The sequence below is a fragment of the Paracoccus sp. (in: a-proteobacteria) genome (assembly GCF_047605025.1).
Classification (GTDB): domain Bacteria; phylum Pseudomonadota; class Alphaproteobacteria; order Rhodobacterales; family Rhodobacteraceae; genus Paracoccus.
Window position 1 is genome coordinate 1 of the sequence record NZ_JASGGO010000026.1, and the last position, 22,069, is coordinate 22,069.

Below are 22,069 nucleotides of genomic sequence, written 5' to 3' on the forward strand. Positions count from 1 at the left end.
CGCCAGAGCCGGCAGTTAATCAAATATCGGGAGAGTTTTGAGACGCTCTGCCTGAAATCTGCGACAGATCCGCCGCTCCCGGAACATCAGGGGGTTTCGTTTCACACGTTCTTGTCGCATTCGCGACGCCACTTGCGACAGGCGCTACCTTGGGGTGACCGTTCGCTTTGTCCCTCATAGCCAACGCCTGCTTCCTGACACAGCGGGCCACCCCACCCCATCAGCCTTGAAGCGCGCGCCGGCCTCGCCGAAAGTCTGGGCATCTGGGCATCTGGGCATCTGGGCATCTGTCGCGGGGGGCCAGCCTTGGGCCTCTCTCAAGGCCGGCGCGTTCACCTGACGCTCCGGGGCGTTATCCGATCCTGGGAGGGATCAGACGGGTATCGCGGATCTGGCGACCGGCACCCTGGTCGAGGTGATGCCCCGGTGCCGCGACGCGCCCTTGCCGATGACGCTGCTCTTTCCGCATCGCCATTCCCTGCCGCAGCGGGTCACGGTCTTTGCCGACTGGCTTGAGGATCTGCTTCGTGAATATGTTCTCGCCTGAGGCTCCCTGGGGTGCGTGGGCACTGCGTGCCGATAACCTCAGGACCGCCGGAAGGCGCGCTCCCTCCCGAATATGTGCGCCACGCGCCACACGCAGTCCCAGCGCAACGCTTCCCTTGCCCGCCCATCTCGCCTAACCTCCGCCCCAAAGGAAAGGCACCCGCATGAGCCGTTACGAATACATCGCCATTCCCGCCCCCGCGCGCGGCGAAAAGACCAAAAGCGCCAAGGCCGGCATCGACCGTTTCGCGGCCACCCTGACCGACACGCTGAACCAGATGGCCGACGACGGCTGGAACTATGTGCGCGCCGAGACCCTGCCGGCCGAGGAACGTTCGGGCTTGACCGGCCGCAGCACCGTCTATCACAACCTGCTGATTTTCCGTCGCGCCCTGGTCGCCGAAGCGGCGGATCATGCCCATCTCCAGCCAGCGCGGGAAGTCGCGCCCCCGCTCGTCCCGGAGGCTGCGCCGCAGTCCGTCACCGCCCCCGAGGCCCAGACCCCGCCTGTGCGTGCTCCTTTCAGCCAGCCCATGCGCGCCATGCCGGAACGCGCCCAGTCCCGCGCGGCCGAGCCACCCCTGACCCGGCCCGAACCGCAACCGGCGGGGCCGCGCCTTGGGCCGGCCAGCCGCTGATTTCTTGCTTGTGAAAATATCCTGGGGTGAGCCCCCGTAAGGGGGCGAGGGGCAAAGCCCCTACCAATGCGGCGGGCGCTGGTCCGCAAGCGGGATCGTGCTGCCCTCGGCCTCGCGTTCGGCTTCGCGCTCCATAAGCAGTCCGACCCGGCGTGACAGCCGCGCGATCTCGCGCTCCTGGCGCGTGACGACCTCGGACAGATCCTCCGCCTGCCGCGCCAGATGCGCGACCGTCTCCTCCAGGCGTTCCAGCCGCTCCTGCTTGTCCATGACCTCACCATCCGTTAGACCCCCGCATGGTAGAAGCCCGAGGCGAACCATGGCGAAAGATCAGAAGAAACAACCCCGTCCCAAGGCCGAGACGCCCAAGGGGTTCCGTGACTATTTTGGCGCGGACGTGACCGAGCGCAAGCAGATGCTGGACCGCATCGCCGAGATTTATCATCGCCATGGCTTCGAGCCGCTAGAGACCAGCGCCGTGGAAACCGTCGAGGCTTTGGGCAAGTTCCTGCCCGATGTGGACCGCCCCAATGCCGGCGTCTTCGCCTGGCAAGAGGCCGAGGTGCCCGGCGGCGGCGCGGGCGACTGGCTGGCCCTGCGCTATGACCTGACCGCGCCCCTGGCACGCGTCGCGGCGCAGTTCCGCAACGATCTGCCCAGTCCCTACCGGCGCTATGCCATGGGGCCGGTCTGGCGCAACGAAAAGCCGGGGCCGGGGCGCTTTCGCCAGTTCTATCAATGCGATGCCGATACGGTGGGCAGCGCCTCGGTCGCGGCGGATGCCGAGATCTGCGCCATGCTTGCGACTGCCCTGGAACATGCCGGCATTCAGCGCGGCGATTACCTGATCCGCATCAACAACCGCAAGGTTCTGAACGGCATTCTTGAAGCGATGGGCGTGGCCGAGGGCAGGCCCGCCGACGATGTGCTGCGCACCATCGACAAGTTCGACAAGGTGGGTCAGGACGGCGTGCGCCAGCTTCTGACCACCGGCCGCAAGGACGAGTCGGGCGCGATGATCGAAGGCGTCGGCCTTGCCCCCGAACAGGCCGAACCCGTCATCGCCTTCCTGACCTCGAAAGGGGCCGACAACGCGGAAACGCTGAACAATCTGCGCGCCGCCGTGGGCATCTCGGCCGTGGGCGCCGAAGGGGTCGAGGAACTGGCGCAGATCAGCGACATGCTGGCCGCCATGGGCGTGGCCGAGGATCGGGCCATCATCGACCCTTCGATCGTGCGTGGCCTTGGCTATTACACCGGCCCGGTATTCGAGGCCGAGCTGACCTTCGAGATCCTTGACGACAAGGGCCGCAAGCGCCAGTTCGGTTCTGTCGCCGGCGGCGGGCGCTATGACGGGCTGGTCGAACGCTTCACCGGGCAGAAGGTGCCGGCGACCGGGGTTTCCATCGGCGTGGATCGCCTGCTGGCCGCCCTGCGCGCCAAGGGCTTGATGGGCGGTCAGGCCCAGGGCCCGGTCGTGGTGACCGTCATGGACCGCGACCGCATGGCCGATTACCAGGCCATGGCCGCCGAGCTTCGCGCCGCCGGAATCCGCGCCGAGGTCTATCTGGGTAACCCGAAGAATTTTGGCAACCAGTTGAAATATGCCGATAAACGTCAGTCCCCCGTGGCCATCATCCAGGGCGGGGACGAGGCTTTGCGTGGCGTCGTCCAGATCAAGGACCTGATCCTGGGCGCGAAAATCGCCGCCAAGGTCAGCCATGAGGAATGGAAGGCCCAGCCCGCCCAGACCGAGGTGCCGCGCGGTGATCTGGTCCGCGAAGTGCGGCGCATTCTGGGATGAGCAAGCGCGAGAAACAGGCCATCGGCCAGCAGATTCTGGCCGCCTTCCGCGCTGCCGGAGCCAAGGAGGTCGCGCCCGACCTGCTTTTGCCCGCCGAGACGCTGCTGGACCTTTACGGCGAGGATATCCGTGCCCGCGCCTATGTCACCCAGGATCCGATCCGGGGCGAGGTCATGCTGCGCCCCGACTTCACCGTTCCCGTCGTGCAGATTCACATGCAGGGCGGTGCCGAGCCGGCGCGCTACTGCTATCTGGGTGAGGTCTTTCGCAAGCAGGACCAGGGCGAGATCCAGCCAGAACACCCGCGCGACAATGAGTTTCTGCAAGCGGGGTTCGAACTTTTCGCCCGCGATGCCGATGCCGATGCCGAGGTTTTCGCGCTGTTTCATAATATCCTCGCCCCGCTGCGCTTGCAGGCCACCATGGGCGACATGGATCTGCTGATGGATGCGGTCCGCGCGCTGCCCCTGTCCGAGGCGCGGCGCGCGGCGCTTTTGCATCACATCTGGCGGCCCCGGCGCTTCGCCCGCCTGCTGGCGCGGTTTGCCGCGCCGCCCCAGCCGCGCGGCTCCGCCGCTTCCTGCGCGCCCTGGAACGGGCTACGCTCGCGCGAGGAAATGCAGGCGCGGATCGACCGGCTTCAGGCCGATAAGGACGAGGCCCCGCTGCCCGCGATCTGGATCGAACGGCTGGAGCGGCTTTTTGCCATTGATGCGCCCGCCCCCGAGGCGCTGCGCCAGTTGCGCGACCTGGCGGCCGAGATCCCCGAGATCATCGAGGCGGTCGAGCGGCTGGACCGCAACCTTTCGCTGCTTGCCGCGCGCGGCATAGATGCTGACGCGATCCGCTATGACGCCAGCCATGGCCGGCATACGATGGAGTATTACGACGGCATGACCTTCAGCTTCATGGCCGAGGGACGGGCCGACTGGCCTCCGGTCGCCACCGGCGGGCGCTATGACGCATTGGCGGCGGTGCTGGGGCAGGGGCGCGCCATTCCCGCCGTGGGCGGCATCATTCGTCCAGGTCTGATCTTCGAGATGGGGGCCGCGATCTTGGAGAAATCGGCATGATTCGCCTGGGTGTGCCCTCGAAGGGGCGGCTGATGGAGCAGACCTTCGAATGGTTCGCGGCGCGCGGCGTGCGCCTGTCGCGCGCTGGCTCGGACCGGGAATATGCCGGCAGGGTCGACGGCGCCGAGAACGTCGCCCTGGTGCTGCTTTCGGCGGGTGAGATCCCGCGCGAACTCAAGGCCGGGCGCATCCATCTGGGCGTCACCGGCACCGATCTGATCCGCGAAAAGCTGGCCGGCTGGCGCAGCCATGTCGAGGAGCTGGCGCCCATGGGCTTCGGCCATGCCGACCTGATCCTGGCGGTTCCCGCCTGCTGGGCCGATTGCGACAGCCTGGACGATTTCGCCGCCATCGCCCGCGATTTCCGCGCCGAGCATGGCTTCCGCCTGCGCATCGCGACCAAGTATCACCGGCTCGTGCGGGCCTGGCTTTCGGCCGAGGAAGTGGCGGATTACCAGCTTGTGGACAGCCAGGGCGCGACCGAGGGCACCGTCGCGAATCTGACCGCCGAGGCGATAGCGGACATCACCTCCTCGGGCGAGACGTTGCGGGCGAACCACCTGAAGATCCTGGGCGAGGCCCCGATTCTGCGCAGCCAGGCAACGCTGCTGCGTTCGCTTGCCGCAGGCGACACGGATGATGTGCACGCCTTCGCCGCGCGGCTGGGGCTTCGGTAACCCGAGCCCCGAAGGACGCGTTGGGGCCTTGCAATGACAAGGAAAATTCCATGTCATGCGACCATGATCCCCGCCGCGGGACGTGCGGATGCGCGCATCCGGGGGCGCTGAGGCCGCGACGAACGCCAGGACCGATGCGTATCCGGTCAAGCTCTGAGCGCAGCTTTGGCGGCACGGGTGCATGGGTATTTGGAAAACGAAGAAGGGCCGAACTGGAGCCTGGCGCATGCGTGGGCTTTTCGTGGATTGGCTGCGGCGGTGTGGATCATGGCCTCGGCCGGGTTTGCCTGGCGCGCATGGCGATGGGTTTGGGTTCCGCATGCTTGTGGAAGGCGTTCTCGACGGCGTGATGGCAGGCGAATCTTTGGCATCGATCCTGCGCTTCCGCGCGGAAGGGATGTCGCGAGATGGCGATCAGGGCGCTCAATTTGGTGGCGGCATTATGACGCTGCCCGCGCCGGCCTGGCCTGGGCTACCCAAACCATCATTTGGATCGGGTCCGGGCCGTCTGCCCATTGAAGCGGCCAATGGCCCGGCTTTCAGCCACCTTCACGCCCTGGCTCTTGGCGTTTTGGCCGTGACGGTGGCTCTTGGCGATCGTCGGGGCGGCCAGGGCATGTTTCAGGCGGGATTATCCGGCGCGACCCTTGCCTGCCGGGCATCCGTCGGTATATCGCGATCACATCCGGGCCGGCTTGGGACGTAGCGCATGCTTTAGTCGGGCAAGCCTACCAGAGCGCGGGCGAAGTCCCGGGCGTCGAAGGCGTCGAGATCGTCGATCTGCTCGCCCACGCCTATGGCATGGATCGGCAGACCGAAACGGTCGGCAAGTGCCACCAGAACGCCGCCCCGCGCCGTGCCGTCCAGCTTGGTCATCACCAGGCCCGAGACATCGGCGAGCTTCTGGAAGGTCTCGACTTGGCCCAGAGCGTTCTGGCCGGTGGTGGCGTCCAGGATCAGCAGCGTATTATGTGGCGCCGAGGGGTCCTTCTTGCGGATGACGCGGACGATCTTGGCCAGTTCCTCCATCAGATCCTGGCGGTTTTGCAGGCGCCCGGCGGTGTCGATCATCAGCAGATCGGCGCCCTCGGCCTCTGCCCGGCTCATGGCGTCGAAGGCGAGGCTTGCGGGGTCCGAGCCTTCGGGGGCGGTCATCACCGGCACGCCGGCGCGCTTGCCCCAGACCTGCAACTGCTCGACTGCGGCGGCTCGGAAGGTGTCACCCGCAGCGATCACCACATTCTTGCCCGCCGCCTTGAACTGGCTGGCGAGCTTGCCGATTGTCGTGGTCTTGCCCGAACCGTTGACGCCCACGACCAGCACCACCTGCGGGCGCTTGGGGTAGATTGGCAGCGGCCTTGCCACGGGGGTCATGATCCGCGCAATCTCATCGGCCAGAAGCTGCTTCAGTTCCGTGGCCGAGATACGCCGGCCCATGCGACCCTCGGCGATATTGGCGGTGACCCGCAGCGAGGTGTCGACGCCCATGTCCGACTGTATCAGCATTTCCTCAAGCTGTTCCAGCATCTCGTCGTCCAACTCGCGCCGAGGTTCTGCGGGGGCGCCGGTGCTGCCGAAAATGCGCCCGATCAGGCCAGGACGCGGCGTTTCCGGCGGCGCTTCCGGAGGCGGTGCGAGGGCAGGGCTTGGCTGCGCGGACAGGGGGGTGGCCTGGGGCGACTCCCCCCCCTCGTCCCCGCCTTCGGCGACGATGTCGTCCAGTCCCGCGCCGATCTTCGACGATGAGCGCGTCAGGCGGTCGCGCAGTTTCGAGAAAAACGACATAGCCCCATCCTTCCAAATAGCCGCGTCGAACCTAGGCATTTCCGCGCCGAAGGGAAAGCGCCCTCTGTTTTCTTTCTTGTCCAAATATCCCGGGGTCTGGGGCGGAGCCCCAGCAGGGCAGTTCCCGGGAAAAGCCGCGCTGATCGGGCGTTTCCCAACCCGAAGTAGGCTTCGGCATGCATGATGCCGATCCCGAACGGCGCTGTCCGCCCCGATCACTACGATCGTCGCCAGCCTCGGGGCCTAGGGGATGTCCGGCCGCGCCGAGGTGGCGCAGACGGCCTCCGCCGCGCAGGTTTCGGCGCATTGAGAAGAGGTCCGTCCCCCTTCTCAATGCCGGCCCCTCAAGCGTGCTTTCGCAAAGCCGCGACGCCGGGCAGGTCCTTGCCCTCCATCCACTCCAGGAAGGCGCCGCCCGCGGTCGAGATAAAGGTGAAGTCCTCCGCCACACCGGCCTTGTTCAGCGCCGCCACCGTGTCGCCCCCGCCCGCCACCGAGATGAGCCTGCCTTCGCGTGTCAGCCGTGCCGCCTCTTGCGCCGCCGCATTGGTCGCGGTGTCGAACGGAGCGATCTCGAAGGCGCCGAGCGGGCCGTTCCAGATCAGCGTGCGCGATGCCTCGAACACCTCGCGCACCGCCGCGACCGTCAGCGGGCCGGCATCCAGGATCATCGCATCGGTGGGGCAGGCGTTGGCGGCCAGGGTCTCGCTGGCCGCGCCGGCCTTGAATTCGCGTGCCACCACCACGTCCACGGGCAGGTGGATCCTGCATCCAGAGGTCTCGGCCTTGGCCAGGATCCCGCGCGCGGTATCGGCCATGTCGCGTTCGGCCAGGGATTTGCCGACCTCGGTGCCCTGCGCGACCAGGAAGGTGTTTGCCATGCCGCCGCCGATCACCAGATGATCGACCTTGGTGATCAGGTTCCCCAGCAGATCGAGCTTGGTCGAGACCTTGGCCCCCCCCACCACCGCGACCACGGGCCGCTGCGGCTCGCCCAGGGCGGCGTTCAGGGCCTTCAGCTCCGCTTCCATCAGCCGGCCGGCGGCAGCGGGCAGAAGCTGCGCGATCCCCTCGGTCGAGGCATGGGCGCGATGCGCCGCTGAAAAGGCGTCGTTCACATAGGCTTGACCCAAGGCGGCCAGCGAGGCCGCGAAAGTGGCGTCGTTTGCCTCCTCGCCCTCATAGAACCGGGTGTTCTCCAGCAGCAGCACGTCGCCGGGCTGCAAATCGGCCACGGCGCGCTTGGCCGGGCCGCCGATGGCCTCGTCCGAGAATTTCACCGCCTGGCCAAGCGCCTGCTCCAGCGCGGGCAGCACCACCTTCAGGCTCATGCTGTCGACGCGCTTGCCCTTGGGCCGGTCGAAATGCGCCAGCAGCACCGGGATGCCGCCCTTGGCCTGGATGTCCTTGACCGTGGGCACGATCTTTTCGATCCGGGTCGCGTCGGTCACCTGGCCGTTCTCGACCGGGACGTTCAGATCCACGCGGGTCAGCACGACCTTGCCGTCAAGGTCCAGGTCGTCGATCGTGTTGAAATCGGCCATGCTTCGTCCTTTCCTTTGGGGCACTCGCGGCCCTGACGGGTTGTCCCGCATCATGACATTCGCGTCAACCGGCAGGTCGCAGGATGGTTCCGGTCGAACCGCTCTGCAATGCTGGCGTTGTATGGGCGCAACGAAATGCTTATGGCTTTCGCCCAAGCCAGCAGAAGGAGACCGCCATGGCCGAGATCAAGGATCCCGAAAACACCATCATCATCGAACTGAAGGACGGGCCGGTGGTCATCGAGCTTTTGTCCGACGTAGCCCCGAAACATGCCGAGCGGATGAAGGAACTGGCCCGCGCCGGGAAATATGACAACGTGGCCTTCCACCGCGTGATCGAGGGCTTCATGGCCCAGACCGGCGACGTGGAGCACGCGAACATGGAAAACAATTACAATCCGGGCCGGGCGGGCACGGGCGGCTCGGACCTGCCGGACCTGCCGGCGGAATTCTCGCGCCTGCCGCATGACCGGGGCACGCTGGGCGCCGCGCGCTCGATGAACCCCAACAGCGCCAACAGCCAGTTCTTCATCAACTTCAAGGACAACCATTTCCTGAACGGGCAATACACGGTCTATGGCCGGGTGATTTCGGGGATGGAGGCCGTGGACAAGATCGCCCGTGGCGAGCCGCCGGCGAAACCGGACCGGATGATCTCGGTCAAGGTGGCCGCCGATGTCGCGTAAGCTTGGCGCGGCGGTTCTGGCCCTGGTCTTGGCGGGTCCCGCCCTGGCCGAGGGCCTGCCGGGCGTGACCGATGGTCCCGGCCCGAACCTGGTGATCGAGGTCGCGGATGCCAAGGGCGCGGCCAAGGGCAGGATCGTGCTGGATCTTTACGCCGACAAGGCGCCGAAGCATGTCGAGCGGCTGGTCGGGCTGGCGAAATCCGGCGCCTATGACGGGGTGGTGTTCCATCGCGTGATCGACGGTTTCATGGCCCAGACCGGAGACGTGGAATTCGGCAAGCATGGCGGTGATACCGCGCGCGCGGGCATGGGCGGCTCGAAGCAGCCCGACCTGCGGGCCGAGTTCAACGAGGTCAGCTTCCAGCGCGGCACCGTGGGCATGGCCCGCGCCCAGAACCCGAACAGCGCCAACAGCCAGTTCTTCATCGATCTGGCCCCGGCCGAGTTCCTGGACGGGCAATATACCGTCGTCGGCCAGTTGGTCGAAGGCTGGGACGTGCTGAACGCGATCAAGAAGGGCGACCCGGCCGCGAATGGCGCGGTGCTGGATCCCGATTACATGGCCAAGGTCTCGGTCGCCGAGTGACCCTTGTAGGCCCCGCCTCGTGCGGGGCTTTCTTTCCGCCGGAGATGCGATGACCACGCTTTACATCGACGCCGATGCCTGCCCGGTGAAAGCCGAGGCCGAGCGCGTCGCCACCAGGATGCGCCTGCCGATGGTGCTGGTCTGCAATGGCGGGCTGCGGCCGTCGGCCAATCCCTTCGTGAGCCTGCGGATCGTCCCGGACGGCCCGGACGAGGCCGACAAGTGGATCGCGGCGTCCTGCGGTCCGGGCGATGTGGTCGTCACCTCGGACATTCCCCTGGCGGACCGCTGCCTGAAGGCCGGCGCGCAGGTGATCCAGCCGAATGGCGAGGTGCTGACCCTGGCCAATATCGGCGGCAGGCTGGCCACACGGGATCTGATGCAGGATATGCGCGCCTCGGACCCGTTCATGCAGGGAAGGGGTGGGGCTTTCGGCAAGGCGGACAGGGCGCGGTTTCTTCAGGCGCTGGACCGGGTGATGGCGGCGGCGGTGCGGGTGGGAAGCGGTTGATCGGCGGCCGGGCAGACGGCTGTAAGGCCAAAAACTCGAGCGAAGAAAGGCATTGGTGTTGTCGAGCATTCGACATAGCCTGACATGATGAGATGGAGGCCGGAATGCCTACCGAGATCGTCGTCGTCGCGACAGTGCTGCTTCTCTACGCGGCCATTGTCGTCAGTCCGGGTCCGAACTTCGCTCTGATTTCCCGTCTGGCAATCTCCGGTGCAAGGCAAACCGCCATCGGCGCAACTCTTGGTCTGGCCTGTGCCGGAACTCTCTATGCGATCCTAAGCATGTCCGGCCTTGCCCTGCTGCTGACCCGGATCGGCTGGCTGGCGGGGGCGGTGCAGATCGCCGGGGGCCTGTTTCTTGTCTATCTGGGCGTCAAGGGATGGTTGCATCGTCCTGCCCCTGACGATGAGCGCGGCGTTCCTTTGGCGCAGGACCGCTTCGCTCGGGGGCTGCGCCTCGGGCTGCTCGTCAACCTGAGCAACCCGAAGGGGATCGCGTTCTTCATCAGCCTCTATGCCGCGACCATTCCGCTGGACACGTCTACAGCCGCGAGGATCGCGATCCTCGGCGGTGGCTTCGCGCTGGAAATCCTGTGGTATGGGCTGGTGATCTGGCTGCTGTCCACGGGGCCGGCGCGAGCGGCCTACAGGCGGTTCGGGGTCTGGATCGAGCGCGTCATGGGAACCTTTCTGGTGCTTTTCGGCCTCCGCCTCATCTTCGAGAGGCGGACATGACCGGCAGATTCAAGGAGGTGGAAAGGGCGGTTCTCTGCTGGCTGGCGACCGTGGATGCCCGAAACCGGCCGAATGTCTCGCCCAAGGAAATCTATGCCGAAACCGGCGCGAACCGGCTGGTCATCGCCGATATCGCCTCGGCGCGAAGCGTCAGGAACATTCGCGAAAATCCGGCGGTCTGCGTCAGCCTGATCGACATTTTCCTGCAACGCGGGCGCAAGCTGGAAGGCCTGGCGGAAATCATCGCCCCCGACCACCCGGATTTCGCGACCTTGTTGGCACCGCTGCTGGAAAGGAGTGGCGGCGCGTTTCCGATCCGCCATGTGATATCCGTCGATGTCAAGCAAGTCTCGCCCATCCTTGCGCCGAGCTATGTCCTTTTGCCGGATCGAAGCGAGGCGGAGCTGCGTAGGGATGCCTATCGCACCTACGGGGTGCTGCCGATCCAAGAGTGATTGCTTCGTCCCGCCAAGCGGACCGCTTGAAGCGCCCGCAAGAAGCGATCAGGCGTGAGCCGGGATGGATGAACGATCAGCGTGCCCGAAACCTTGGCATCGGAAGTCAGGAGTCCGACAGATAGTCCGCTGAAACGTAACCCGAGACACCCGGTTTGGCGGCGAGCGAGACCCTGCACCAGAGTTTGCCGGCTTTCGTCACGCAGTCGTGGCGCCTCAGCCGAGGAAAATCAGTCGAAAACTCCAGTTCCAAACGATCCAGTTCTCAGCGGGCAGAGCAATCCTGATCGCGACCCAATAAATGAGCCTGAAACGGTGGAGACCAACGAACGGCAGCACTGGTTCCTGACTCGGGTCGTGGAAGGTGGCCGGCAGGTGTGTCCGGGCGCGGGCAGGATGACGGGGCATCGTGTCGGGATCGGGCTTTCCGATTGCCTCCCTTGATATGCGGGGGGCTTCGGCGGTGATCGGCGGTTTGGGGCGTGGCACCGCCAAATCCCGCTTGGATGAGAGGCCGAGCGGGATCCGCCATGGGGACGGTATGCGGATATGCCCGGCGGATGCCCGCGTCGGGGTCGATTTCTACAGGATCAAGCGCACGGTCCACTGCCCGAACGGGCCAGCCCAAGACCGCCGCCTGAGCCGCGCTTAGCTGGCCTCGGCGGTGGCCGGATAGCCGATTCTCCCAAGTGCCGCGCGGATCTCGTCCAGGGTTGCCGGGTCCTCGATGGTCGCGGGGGGCTTGAAGCTTTCGCCGTCGGCGATCCTGGTCATCGTGGCGCGCAGGATCTTGCCCGAGCGCGTCTTGGGCAGGCGCTCGACGATGCAGGCCGATTTGAAGGCCGCCACCGGGCCGATGCGGTCACGCACCAGCGCCACCACCTCGCGCAGCACCTGCTCATGGGGCGTGTCCGTGCCGGCCTTGAGGCAGAGGAACCCCACCGGAGACTGGCCCTTCAGGGCATCGGCGGCGCCGATCACGGCGCATTCGGCGACGGCGGGATGGCTTGCAAGCGCCTCTTCGATCGCCCCGGTCGAGAGGCGATGCCCCGCCACATTGATCACGTCATCGGTGCGCGCCATGATGAAGACATAGCCGTCTTCGTCGATATAGCCCGCATCGCCCGTCTCGTAATAGCCGGGGAAGCGGTCGAGATAGCTTTTGCGGAAACGGTCATCGGCATTCCAGAGCGTCGGCAGCGTGCCGGGGGGCAGGGGCAGCTTGATCGCGACGGCGCCCAGGGTGCCGGGCGCGACGGGATGGCCGCCCTCGTCCAGGACCTGCACGTCATAGCCCGGCATCGGCATCGAGGGACTGCCAAGCTTGGTCGGCAGGATCTCGATGCCCAGCGGGTTCGCGACGATGGCCCAGCCGGTCTCGGTCTGCCACCAGTGATCCACCACCGGCACGCCCAGATGGTCCTGCGCCCATTTCACCGTTTCGGGATCGGCGCGCTCTCCGGCCAGGAACAGGCCCTGAAGGTCGTGCAGCTTGTAGCGGCGGATCCATTCGCCGTCGGGATCCTCGCGCCGGATGGCGCGCAGCGCGGTGGGGGCGGTGAAAAAGCTTTTGATGCGGTGGTTCTGGATGGTGCGCCAGAAGACGCCGGGATGCGGGGTGCCGACGGGTTTGCCCTCGAAGACGACGGTTGTGGCCCCGGCGATCAGCGGGCCATAGCAGATATAGCTGTGCCCAACGACCCAGCCCACATCCGAGGCCGCCCAGAACCGATCCCCGGCGCCGATATTGTAGATATTGGTCATCGACCATTGCAGCGCCACCAGATGGCCCGCCGTGTGCCGCACCACGCCCTTGGGCTGGCCGGTCGTGCCCGAGGTGTAAAGGATATAGGCGGGATGGTTGCCCGGAACCGGGACGCATTCGGCGGGCTTCACGCCGTATTGGAAGCCGTGCCAGGAAAAATCGCGGCCCTCGACCAGCTTCGCGACCTCTTCCTCGCGCTGAAAGATCACGCAGAATTCGGGCTTGTGGCTGGCTTGGTCGATGGCGGCGTCCAGCAACGGCTTGTAATGGACGACCCGGTTCGGCTCCAGTCCGCAAGAGGCGGCGATGATCGCCTTGGGTTGGCAATCGTCGATCCTGACCGCCAGCTCATTGGCCGCGAAGCCGCCGAAGACCACGGAATGCACCGCGCCCAGGCGCGCGCAGGCCAGCATCGCCTCGACCGCTTCGGGGATCATCGGCATGTAGATGATGACGCGGTCGCCCTTTTCGACGCCGCGCATGCGCAGGGCACCGGCAAGGCTGGCCACCCGTTTCTGCAATTGGCGATAGGTGATGCCCTTGGTCGAAAGCGTGATCGGGCTTTCATGCATCAGCGCGATCTGGTCGCCCCGCCCGGCCTCGACATGGCGGTCCACGGCGTTCCAGCAGGTGTTGACCAGCCCGTCCGAGAACCATTCGTAGATCGGTGCCCGCTCATCGAACAGCGCCTTTGAGGGTTTGCGCACCCAGTCGATGGCCTCGGCGGCCCGCATCCAGAATCCTTCGGGATCCCCTTGCCAGGCAGAATAGACCTCGCGATACCCCATTCCATCCCCTCCCCAAAAGCGACAGGGCGGATGTTGGCCCTGCCAGGCAAGCCAGGCAAGGGCCTTGATGTCGCAGTTCCCGCCGCAGGGCGGGGGGTCAGCCGTAATGGCCGACCGGGCTGCCCGCCAGGGCGCTCATGTTCAGCAGGCCGCGCGCGGTGATCGAAGGGGTCACGATATGCGCCTTGTTGCCCAGGCCCATCAGGATCGGCCCGACCTCAAGGCCGCGCGCGCGCATCTTCAGCGCGTTCCTGACGCCCGAGGCGGCATCGGTTCCGGCGAAGATCAGCACGTTCGCCACCCCCTCCAACCGCGAGCCGGGGAAGATCCGTTCGCGCAGTTCGGGGTCCAGCGCCGCGTCCACATGCATTTCGCCGTCATACATGAAGTCCGGCTCCATCGCATCCAGCAGCGCCAGCGCATCGCGCATCTTGCGCCCGCTATAGGTGTCGAGATTGCCGAATTGCGAATGCGAGCACAGCGCGATCTTGGGCGTCACGCCGAAGCGGCGGACATGGCGGGCGGCGCCGATCGCGGCCTCCATCACCTGTTCGGGCGAGGGGTCGTGATTGCATTGCGTGTCGGCGATGAAGAGGGGGCCTTCCTCAAGGATGATCATCGACAGCGCGCCCACGGGGTGCAGGCCGTCGCGCGCCAGGATCTCGCGGACATAGCGCAGATGCCAGCTATATTGCCCGAAGGTGCCGCAGATCATGCTCTCCGCCTCGCCGCGATGGACCATGACGGCGGCGATGGCGGTGGTGTTGGTGCGCATGATGGCGCGTGCGATATCGGGGCTGACGCCCTGGCGGGCCATCAATTCGTGATAGGTTTCCCAGTATTGGCGGTAACGCGGGTCGTTTTCGGGGTTCACGATCTGGAAATCGCGGCCGGGGCGGATCGGCAGGCCGGCGCGTTCGGCGCGCATCTCGATCACATCCGGGCGGCCGATCAGGATCGGCGCGTCATTGGTTTCCTCAAGCATGGCGTTCGCGGCTTGCAGGACCCGCTCGTCCTCGCCCTCGGCGAAGACGATCCGGCGTTCGGCAAGCTGGGACGCCTCGAAGATCGGGCGCATGATCAGGGCCGAGCGGAAGACCGAGCCGTCGAGCTTGCGCTTGTAGCCCTCCAGGTCCTCGACGGGACGGGTGGCCACGCCGGTCTGCATCGCGGCCTTGGCCACGGCCGAGGAGACGATGCCCACCAGCCGCGGGTCGAAGGGCTTCGGGATCAGGTATTCGGGGCCGAAGCTCAGCGTCTCGCCGCGATAGGCGGCGGCGGCCTCGGCGGTGGTGGTGGCGCGGGCCAGCGCCGCGATCCCCTCGATGCAGGCAATCTGCATGTCGTCGTTGATCGTGGTCGCGCCCACGTCCAGCGCGCCCCGGAAGATGAAGGGGAAGCACAGCACGTTGTTGACCTGGTTCGGATAGTCGCTGCGGCCGGTGGCGATGATCGCGTCGGGGGCGACGGCGCGCGCGTCCTCGGGCAGGATCTCGGGGGTGGGGTTGGCCAGCGCGAAGATGATCGGGCGCCTGGTCATGCGCGATACCATGTCCGGGGTCAGCACGCCGGGACCGGAAAGGCCCAGGAACATGTCCGCGCCCTCGATCACCTCGGACAGCGTGCGCAGGTCCGTATCCTGGGCATAGGCGGCTTTCTGCGGGGTCATGTCCTCGGCCCGGCCTTTCCAGATCAGGCCGTGGATGTCGCAGAGCCACACGTTCTCACGCTTGACGCCCAGCTTCAGCAGCATGTTCAGGCAGGCGATGCCCGCCGCGCCGCCGCCGGTCGAGACGATCTTGATGTCCTCGAACCGCTTGCCGACGACATGCAGCGCGTTGGTCGCGGCGGCGCCCACGACGATGGCGGTGCCGTGCTGGTCGTCGTGGAACACCGGGATGTTCATCCGCTCGCGGCACAGCTTTTCAACGATGAAGCAGTCGGGGGCCTTGATGTCTTCCAGGTTGATCGCGCCGAATGTCGGCTCAAGCGCGCAGACGATGTCGGCAAGCTTGTGGGGATCGGCCTCGTTCAATTCGATGTCGAAACAGTCGATATTGGCGAATTTCTTGAACAGAACCGCCTTGCCTTCCATCACCGGCTTGCTGGCAAGCGCGCCGATATTGCCCAGCCCCAGAACGGCGGTCCCGTTCGAGACGACGGCGACCAGATTCCCGCGCGAGGTATAGCGCGCCGCCGTGGCCGGGTCGGCCTTGATTTCAAGGCAGGCTTCGGCGACGCCGGGGGAATAGGCCCGGCTAAGGTCGCGGCCATTGGCAAGGGGCTTCGTCGCCCGCACCTCAAGTTTGCCGGGGCGCGGAAACTCGTGATAATCCAGCGCCGCCTGCCTTGCGCTGTCCTGCCTGCGGTCTTCCATGGCCCTGCCTCCCTTCAAGATGGTTCAGCGTTAAACCGTTTTTTGTCTGGGGAACAGGGGTGTCCGCCGCAAGGGCCGGACTTGCGTCCCGAAGGGGCCGGACGCAATGTTGCGGGCAAGGGATCACAGGAATGCGAAAGGCATGGGCATGAGCCTCTTGGATGCGGCGCGCGAGGTGCGGGAACGGGCTTATGTGCCCTACTCCAGGTTCAAGGTGGGGGCCGCCGTGCGCGGCGCCTCGGGGCGGATCTATCAGGGCTGCAATGTCGAGAATGTGGCCTATCCCGAGGGCACCTGCGCTGAAGCGGGCGCCATCGCCTATATGGTCGCCTGTGGCGAGACCGAGATCACCGAGGTCGCGGTGATCGCCGACAGTCCCAGCCCCGTGCCCCCCTGCGGCGGCTGCCGCCAGAAGCTGGCCGAGTTCGGGCGCGCCGATACGCCCGTGCTGCTGGCCACGACCAGCGGCAAGACGCTGGCGACCACCATCGGCGAATTGTTGCCGGGGCGCTTCGATATCTCGCATATGTCGGGCATCGAATGAGCCATCCCGATCCGCGACCGGCCATCGCCGCCGTGCGGGACGGCCGGGGTCTTGGCCTGCGGGATGCGGCCATGATCGCCCAGGGGCTGGCTCAGGGCTGGCTCAGCGATGCCCAGGCCGCAGCCTTCGCCATGGCCGTGCTGACGCGCGGTCTTGATCCCGAGGGACGCGTCGCCCTGACCTGCGCGATGCGCGATTCCGGCGGGGTGCTGCGCTGGGACGTGCCGGGGCCGGTGCTGGACAAGCATTCGACGGGCGGCATCGGCGATACGGTCAGCCTGATCCTGGCCCCGGTCCTGGCGGCATGCGGCGCCTATGTGCCGATGATCTCGGGGCGGGGGCTAGGCCATACCGGCGGGACTCTGGACAAGCTGGAGGCGGTGCCCGGCCTGCGCTGCGACCTGAACGAGGCGGAGTTGCGCGCCGTGGTCGACGAGGCCGGCTGTGCCATCGTCGCGGCGGGGCGCGATCTGGCGCCCGCCGATGCGCGGCTTTACGCCATTCGCGACGAAAGCGCGACGGTCGGTTCGCTCGACCTGATCACCGCCTCGATCCTGTCCAAGAAGTTGGCGGCGGGGCTGGACGGGCTGGTGCTGGATGTCAAGCAGGGCTCGGGCGCGTTCCTGCAAAGCTTCGAGGCGGCGCATCGGCTGGCGACCGCGCTGGTCGAGACGGCAAGCGGCGCCGGCTGCCGGACCCGCGCCTATGTCACCGACATGGACCAGCCCCTGGCCCGCGCCGCCGGGAACGCGCTGGAACTGCGCCAGGCGATCGCGGTGCTGACCGGCGGCGCGGGGGCCAAGGCGGCGGGCGCCCTGCGCGATCTGTCGCTGACGCTTTCGGATGCCTGCCTGGACCTGGGGGGCCTGGAGGGCGCGGCGCAGGCGCTTGCCTCGGGCGCGGCGGCCGAGCGTTTCGCGCGGATGGTCGCGGCGCAGGGCGGGCCGTGCGACCTGCTGGAAAACCCTGACCGTCATCTGCCCCCGGCGCCGGTCGTGCTGCCGGTGCCGGGCCGGGGCCGTGTCGCCGCCATCGACACCCAGGCGCTGGGGCATGCCGTGGTGGCGCTGGGGGGCGGGCGGCTGATCGCCTCGGACCGGATCGATCCGCGCGTGGGCCTGTCGGACCTGTTGCGCATCGGCGATGAGGCCGGGGCGGACCACCCGTTGGGCTTCGTCCATGCCGCCAGTCTTTCCGCCGCCGAGGCCGCCGTCGCCAAGGTCCAGGCCGCCTACCATCTGGGCGAGGGGCCACCGCCCAGCCCGCTGATCCGTCATGAGGTGCTGCCCGAATGACCGATCCTCCCCCCGAGCAGCGCCGCGCCTTCCTGATCGTCATGGATTCCGTGGGCATCGGCGGCGCCCCGGATGCGGATGCCTATTTCAACGCGGGCCTGCCCGATACCGGCGCGAACACGCTGGCCCATATCGCCGCCGCGCGCCCCCTGCGGATGCCGAACCTGGACCGGCTGGGCCTTGGCGCCGCGATCCGGCTGGCAAGCGGGGCCAGCGCGCCGGGTCTTGGCGTCGCGCCGCAGGGGCTTTGGGGCGCGGCAAGCGAGGTCTCGCGCGGCAAGGACACCCCCTCGGGCCATTGGGAGATCGCGGGTGTCCCGGTGCCCTGGGACTGGCATTACTTCCCGAATACGCGCCCCTGCTTGCCGCCCGAGCTAAGCGGGGCCATCGCGCGGGCGGCGGGGACTCAGGGGATCCTTGGCGACGAGCACGCCTCGGGGACCGAGATCATCGACCGCCTGGGGGCCGAGCATCTGCGCCGGGGCTGGCCGATCTGCTACAGCTCCGCCGACAGCGTGCTGCAAATCGCCGCGCATGAAGAAGCCTTCGGGCTTGAGCGGCTGCTGAAGCTGTGCCGCGACGTGGCCGCGCTGGTCCATCCGATGCGCGTGGGCCGCGTCATCGCGCGCCCCTTCACCGGACCCGAGGGCCGTTTCACCCGCACCGCGAACCGCCGCGACTATGCCATCGCCCCGCCCGGCCGGACCATCCTGGACGCGGCCCATGCCGCCGGTCGCCCGACCCATGCCGTGGGCAAGATCGGGGACATCTTCTCGCATCGGGGCATCGACCATCTGCACAAGGGCGGCGGCGATGCCGATCTGGCCGCGCATCTGCTGCGGCTTGGGGACGAAGCCCCGCCGGGCAGTCTGACCTTCGCCAATTTCGTCGAATTCGACAGCGTTTACGGCCATCGCCGCGACATTGCGGGTTATGCCGGGGCGCTGGAATGGTTCGATGGCATCGCCGGGCGGTTCCTTGCGCGGCTGCGGCCCGGTGATCTGGCGATCTTCACCGCCGATCACGGCAACGATCCCAGTTGGCGCGGCACCGACCACACCCGCGAGCGGGTGCCGGTCCTGGGCTGGGGTCATGGCCCCAGCCCCGTGGGTCTGGTCGGTTTTTCGGACATCGCGGCCTCGGTCGCGGCACATCTTGGCCTCAACCCCGTCGGACCAGGAGTTTCCTTCCTTTGAAAACCCTCAGCAAGGTCGAGCTTCATCTTCATCTGGAAGGTGCTGCCCCCCCCGCTTTCATCCGTGGCCTGGCCCAGGAAAAGGGCCATGAACTGCGTGGTGTCTTCGACCATCGCGGCCGCTACGCCTATCGCGACTTCAAGGATTTCCTGCGGATCTACGAGGCCGCCAGTTCGATCCTGGAAGGCCCTGCCGATTATGCCCGGCTGCTTTCCGCCGTGCTGGCCGAATGCGGCGAGCAGGGCGCGATCTATGTCGAGCTTTTCGTCTCGCCCGAATTCTGCGGCGGGGGCGATCTTTCCGCCTGGCGCGACTATCTGGGCGCGATGGAAGAGGTCGCCCGCGCCTATGCGCTTTCCGGCGTCGAAAGCCGCGCGGTCCTGACCTGTATCCGGCATTTCGGCCCCGACCGGGCGAAGAATACCGCGCTTTGCGCCGCCGAGACCGGGGGCGGCTGGGTCGCCGGCCTGGGGCTGGCGGGGGCCGAGGATGTGGGCCATGCCCGCGATTATGCCTGGTCCTTCGACTGCGCGCGCGAGGCGCAGCTTGGCCTGACCGCCCATGCCGGCGAATGGTGCGGCCCCGATTCGGTGCGCGCCGCGCTGGAACTGGGCGTCAGCCGCATCGGCCACGGCATCCGTGCCATCGAGGATCCGGCCTTGGTCCGCTATCTGGCCGACAAGAACGTGACGCTTGAGGTCTGTCCCGGCTCGAACGTGGCGCTGAAGGTGGTGCCGGACCTGGCCAGCCATCCCATCGCAAGGCTTGCCGATGCGGGGGTGCGCGTCACCGTCTCGACCGACGATCCGCCGTTCTTCCACACCAGCCTCAGCCAGGAATACGACCGGCTGGCCAAGGAGTTCGGCTGGTCGGAAAGCGAATTCCGGCAGATGAACCTCTGGGCCGTCGAGGCCGCATTCTGCGACGAAGAGACCCGCACCCGCCTGAAACAGGAGCTGACATGACCCCGCATCTGACTATCGTGAACCACCCGCTGGTGCAGCACAAGCTGACCCTGATGCGCGACAAGACCACCTCGACCGCCAGCTTCCGGCGCCTCCTGCGCGAGATCAGCCTGCTTCTGGCCTATGAGGTCACGCGCGAGCTTGAGATGACCGAGGTTACCGTCGAGACGCCGCTGACCACGATGCAGGCACCGATGCTGGAGGGCAAGAAGCTGGCCCTGATCTCGATCCTGCGGGCCGGAAACGGGCTGATGGACGGCATTCTTGAACTGATCCCGGCGGCGCGGGTGGGTTTCGTGGGCCTTTACCGCGACCCCGAGACGCTGCAACCCGTGCAATATTATTGCAAGGTTCCCAAGCAGTTGGATGCGCGCATGACCATTGTGGTGGACCCGATGCTGGCCACCGGAAACAGTTCGGTCGCGGCCATCGACTTGCTGAAGCGCGAGGGGGCGAAGAACCTGCGGTTCCTTTGCCTGCTGGCTTCGCCCGAGGGCGTGGCCCGGATGCGCGAGGCCCATCCCGACGTGCCGATCGTGACCGCCTCGCTGGACGAAAAGCTGAACGATCACGGCTATATCGTGCCGGGCCTGGGTGATGCCGGAGATCGTATGTTCGGCACGAAATAGGGCGGCGTTAACCCGCCCTTAGCCTGTCTGCGCTTATTCCTTTGGAAAACGTGATTCCTGGGGGCGGCGATGCGGCTTTGGCAATGGGCGATATTCTGGGCGCTGGCCCCCGCGGCGGCGCTGGCGCTTGAGGTGCGCCCGGCCGAGCCTCCGCCCGAGGGGTTCCAGGCCGGGCAATATATCGACAGCCAGGGCTGTGTCTTTCTGCGCCAGGGCGATGGCTGGGCGCCCCGACTTGCGGGTGATGGCGGCCTGATCTGCGGCTATCCGCCAACCCTGTCGCAGCGCGGGCTGAATGGCGGGCCAAGGCTGCGCGTCCTGGACCCCGATATGGGGAAAAGCCGGGCCGAATTGCTGGAGCAGGCGCTGACCCGCAGCGTGGTGACGGAACTGCGTCCCGGCGAACTGGTCTCGGACCCGCGCCCGATGGAAGTCCTGCCCGATCTTGGCCCCGAGCCGCATGCCGAGGGGCCGATGCAGGATCTGCGCGCGGCGCTGAATGCCGCGCCGGCGGTGCGCCAGGGCATGGGCGGGGATCTGAAGCCGAACAGGCGTCTGTGCGAATTGCTGGGCCATGACGGCCGTGCGCCCGATGATGCGGCGCGACTGGGCGCGGACCCGAGCCAGGGTTATTGCGGGGCGCTGGCCGATGCGGATCTTTCGCGCCTGGCATTCGCGCGCCCGCTGGGCGAGATCCGTCGGGATGAGCCTGTCGGGGCGGCTGCGATACCCGCTGCGATACCTGCTGCGGATGCCGCGCGACAGCCGGGGCCGTCGGCGGCTGGGGTCGGGACCGCACAGCCCTCGCCCACGCCGCCGTCACCCGCACCGCCTGTCCCTGCACGGCCAGCGCGCGTGGTCTCGGCTTCGATACCTTCATCTTCGCATGGGACCGCAGCCGCGAAGGGTCTGAAAGCGGATGCACGGGCCTCGCGGTCTTTGGTGCAGGGCCGGAAAACGGAAACGCCGCAGCACCGGGCGGCGGGGCAGGGGCCTGCCCCGGCCACCATCCCGGCGGGCGCGCGTTTCGTCCTGGTCGGCCATTACGCCGATCCGCGCCGGGCCCAGGCTATTGGCCGCCAGATTGCGGGGCTTGGCTTTCCGGTGGTTCTGGCGCGGAACAAGGGTGGCGCGCAGGCGCCGCAGTCCGTCATGGCGGGTCCTTTCCCCACGCGCGAGGCCATCGTGCGCGGCCTGGACGGAATCCGTCGTGCGGGTTTCAAGAACGCGGTGCCACGCTAAGGCATCTGGGTGTAGGGGGGCTAACCTTGGCACTGGGCGGCCCAATAGCGATAAGTCTCGCAAGAAACTGAACACACAAGAGAAATTTTTCGAAGGCATTTGCGAAGGTCGACGGGTCGTGCAGGTCCGGGGGTGAGAAGGGCGGTGCGAAATTAGTCCACGTTAGCGGCGGCATGGTGCTGCTGCGGGCGGCATACAAGTCGTCCACCTTTTCCCTTTCTGCGGTTGC

General features: G+C 66.9%; 21 protein-coding genes. 16 read left to right on the forward strand and 5 right to left on the reverse strand.

From position 1 onward, the window contains the following. The first annotated feature begins 418 nt into the window (after nucleotides 1-418). Both QM682_RS14275 and QM682_RS14280 read left to right on the forward strand, forming a co-directional pair. Complete coding sequence (locus QM682_RS14275) at nucleotides 419-547, forward strand: hypothetical protein (protein ID WP_415130886.1); 129 nt, start codon at nucleotides 419-421, stop codon at nucleotides 545-547. Between the two features lie 163 nt (nucleotides 548-710). Next, nucleotides 711-1,184, forward strand: a complete 474-nt coding sequence (locus QM682_RS14280; RefSeq protein ID WP_415130888.1) for a DUF4177 domain-containing protein — start codon at nucleotides 711-713, stop codon at nucleotides 1,182-1,184. A 60-nt stretch (nucleotides 1,185-1,244) separates the two neighbouring features. On the opposite strand, the gene QM682_RS14285 is transcribed toward QM682_RS14280, so the two are convergent. Next, a complete protein-coding gene (locus tag QM682_RS14285) occupies nucleotides 1,245-1,454 on the reverse strand; it encodes a SlyX family protein (protein ID WP_415130890.1) in 210 nt (69 codons plus the stop codon). Nucleotides 1,455-1,503: 49 nt separating this feature from the next. Here QM682_RS14285 and hisS point away from each other — a divergent pair, with 49 nt between their 5' ends. The 3 genes from hisS to hisG are packed head-to-tail and all read left to right on the forward strand — an operon-like array spanning nucleotide 1,504 to nucleotide 4,738. Beyond that, a complete protein-coding gene (hisS, locus tag QM682_RS14290) occupies nucleotides 1,504-2,988 on the forward strand; it encodes a histidine--tRNA ligase (RefSeq protein WP_415130892.1) in 1,485 nt (494 codons plus the stop codon). Continuing rightward, on the forward strand, nucleotides 2,985-4,061 hold the full coding sequence (locus tag QM682_RS14295; protein WP_415130894.1) for an ATP phosphoribosyltransferase regulatory subunit: 1,077 nt from the start codon (nucleotides 2,985-2,987) through the stop codon (nucleotides 4,059-4,061). Before hisS ends, QM682_RS14295 begins: the two co-directional genes overlap by 4 nt. Beyond that, nucleotides 4,058-4,738 carry an ATP phosphoribosyltransferase gene (gene hisG, locus QM682_RS14300; RefSeq protein ID WP_415130896.1) on the forward strand — a complete coding sequence of 227 codons (681 nt, stop codon included), beginning with the start codon at nucleotides 4,058-4,060 and terminating at the stop codon, nucleotides 4,736-4,738. Before QM682_RS14295 ends, hisG begins: the two co-directional genes overlap by 4 nt. A 714-nt stretch (nucleotides 4,739-5,452) precedes the next feature. Here the strand turns inward: hisG and ftsY are convergent. After that, on the reverse strand, nucleotides 5,453-6,523 hold the full coding sequence (gene ftsY / locus QM682_RS14305; protein ID WP_415130898.1) for a signal recognition particle-docking protein FtsY: 1,071 nt from the start codon (nucleotides 6,521-6,523) through the stop codon (nucleotides 5,453-5,455). Nucleotides 6,524-6,867: 344 nt separating this feature from the next. Then, on the reverse strand, nucleotides 6,868-8,067 hold the full coding sequence (locus QM682_RS14310) for a phosphoglycerate kinase (RefSeq protein ID WP_415130900.1): 1,200 nt from the start codon (nucleotides 8,065-8,067) through the stop codon (nucleotides 6,868-6,870). 176 nt (nucleotides 8,068-8,243) lie between these two features. Here QM682_RS14310 and QM682_RS14315 point away from each other — a divergent pair, with 176 nt between their 5' ends. The 5 genes from QM682_RS14315 (at nucleotide 8,244) to QM682_RS14335 (ending at nucleotide 11,039) form a co-directional block, all read left to right on the forward strand. Next, entirely contained in the window at nucleotides 8,244-8,753 is a 510-nt protein-coding gene (locus QM682_RS14315; RefSeq protein WP_415130902.1) for a peptidylprolyl isomerase, read from the forward strand. After that, a complete protein-coding gene (locus QM682_RS14320) occupies nucleotides 8,743-9,339 on the forward strand; it encodes a peptidylprolyl isomerase (RefSeq protein ID WP_415130904.1) in 597 nt (198 codons plus the stop codon). The genes QM682_RS14315 and QM682_RS14320 overlap by 11 nt, the downstream gene beginning before the upstream one ends. 49 nt (nucleotides 9,340-9,388) lie before the next feature. Then, a complete protein-coding gene (locus QM682_RS14325) occupies nucleotides 9,389-9,850 on the forward strand; it encodes a YaiI/YqxD family protein (RefSeq protein ID WP_415130906.1) in 462 nt (153 codons plus the stop codon). A gap of 104 nt (nucleotides 9,851-9,954) precedes the next feature. Further along, complete coding sequence (locus tag QM682_RS14330) at nucleotides 9,955-10,584, forward strand: LysE family translocator (RefSeq protein ID WP_415130908.1); 630 nt, start codon at nucleotides 9,955-9,957, stop codon at nucleotides 10,582-10,584. Next, nucleotides 10,581-11,039 carry a pyridoxamine 5'-phosphate oxidase family protein gene (locus tag QM682_RS14335; RefSeq protein ID WP_415130910.1) on the forward strand — a complete coding sequence of 153 codons (459 nt, stop codon included), beginning with the start codon at nucleotides 10,581-10,583 and terminating at the stop codon, nucleotides 11,037-11,039. The genes QM682_RS14330 and QM682_RS14335 overlap by 4 nt, the downstream gene beginning before the upstream one ends. 648 nt (nucleotides 11,040-11,687) lie before the next feature. Here QM682_RS14335 and QM682_RS14340 read toward each other — a convergent pair. Further along, nucleotides 11,688-13,592: an AMP-binding protein gene (locus tag QM682_RS14340; protein ID WP_415130912.1), complete on the reverse strand. Its 1,905-nt coding sequence runs from the start codon at nucleotides 13,590-13,592 to the stop codon at nucleotides 11,688-11,690. Between the two features lie 97 nt (nucleotides 13,593-13,689). Next, nucleotides 13,690-15,969: an NADP-dependent malic enzyme gene (locus QM682_RS14345; protein ID WP_415130914.1), complete on the reverse strand. Its 2,280-nt coding sequence runs from the start codon at nucleotides 15,967-15,969 to the stop codon at nucleotides 13,690-13,692. 148 nt (nucleotides 15,970-16,117) lie between these two features. Between QM682_RS14345 and QM682_RS14350 the strand changes: the two genes are divergently transcribed. From QM682_RS14350 to QM682_RS14375, 6 genes are all read left to right on the forward strand, one after another. Continuing rightward, a complete protein-coding gene (locus QM682_RS14350) occupies nucleotides 16,118-16,513 on the forward strand; it encodes a cytidine deaminase (RefSeq protein ID WP_415130916.1) in 396 nt (131 codons plus the stop codon). Beyond that, nucleotides 16,510-17,808 carry a thymidine phosphorylase gene (locus tag QM682_RS14355; RefSeq protein WP_415130918.1) on the forward strand — a complete coding sequence of 433 codons (1,299 nt, stop codon included), beginning with the start codon at nucleotides 16,510-16,512 and terminating at the stop codon, nucleotides 17,806-17,808. Before QM682_RS14350 ends, QM682_RS14355 begins: the two co-directional genes overlap by 4 nt. Next, the gene (locus QM682_RS14360; protein ID WP_415130920.1) at nucleotides 17,805-19,004 is read left to right on the forward strand and encodes a phosphopentomutase; all 1,200 of its coding nucleotides are present in this window, start codon (nucleotides 17,805-17,807) and stop codon (nucleotides 19,002-19,004) included. The genes QM682_RS14355 and QM682_RS14360 overlap by 4 nt, the downstream gene beginning before the upstream one ends. After that, on the forward strand, nucleotides 19,001-19,969 hold the full coding sequence (locus QM682_RS14365; RefSeq protein ID WP_415130922.1) for an adenosine deaminase: 969 nt from the start codon (nucleotides 19,001-19,003) through the stop codon (nucleotides 19,967-19,969). Before QM682_RS14360 ends, QM682_RS14365 begins: the two co-directional genes overlap by 4 nt. Next, the gene (gene upp / locus QM682_RS14370; RefSeq protein WP_415130924.1) at nucleotides 19,966-20,598 is read left to right on the forward strand and encodes a uracil phosphoribosyltransferase; all 633 of its coding nucleotides are present in this window, start codon (nucleotides 19,966-19,968) and stop codon (nucleotides 20,596-20,598) included. The genes QM682_RS14365 and upp overlap by 4 nt, the downstream gene beginning before the upstream one ends. Nucleotides 20,599-20,667: 69 nt before the next feature. Next, nucleotides 20,668-21,840, forward strand: a complete 1,173-nt coding sequence (locus tag QM682_RS14375; protein ID WP_415130926.1) for an SPOR domain-containing protein — start codon at nucleotides 20,668-20,670, stop codon at nucleotides 21,838-21,840. The last annotated feature ends 229 nt before the right edge of the window (nucleotides 21,841-22,069 follow it).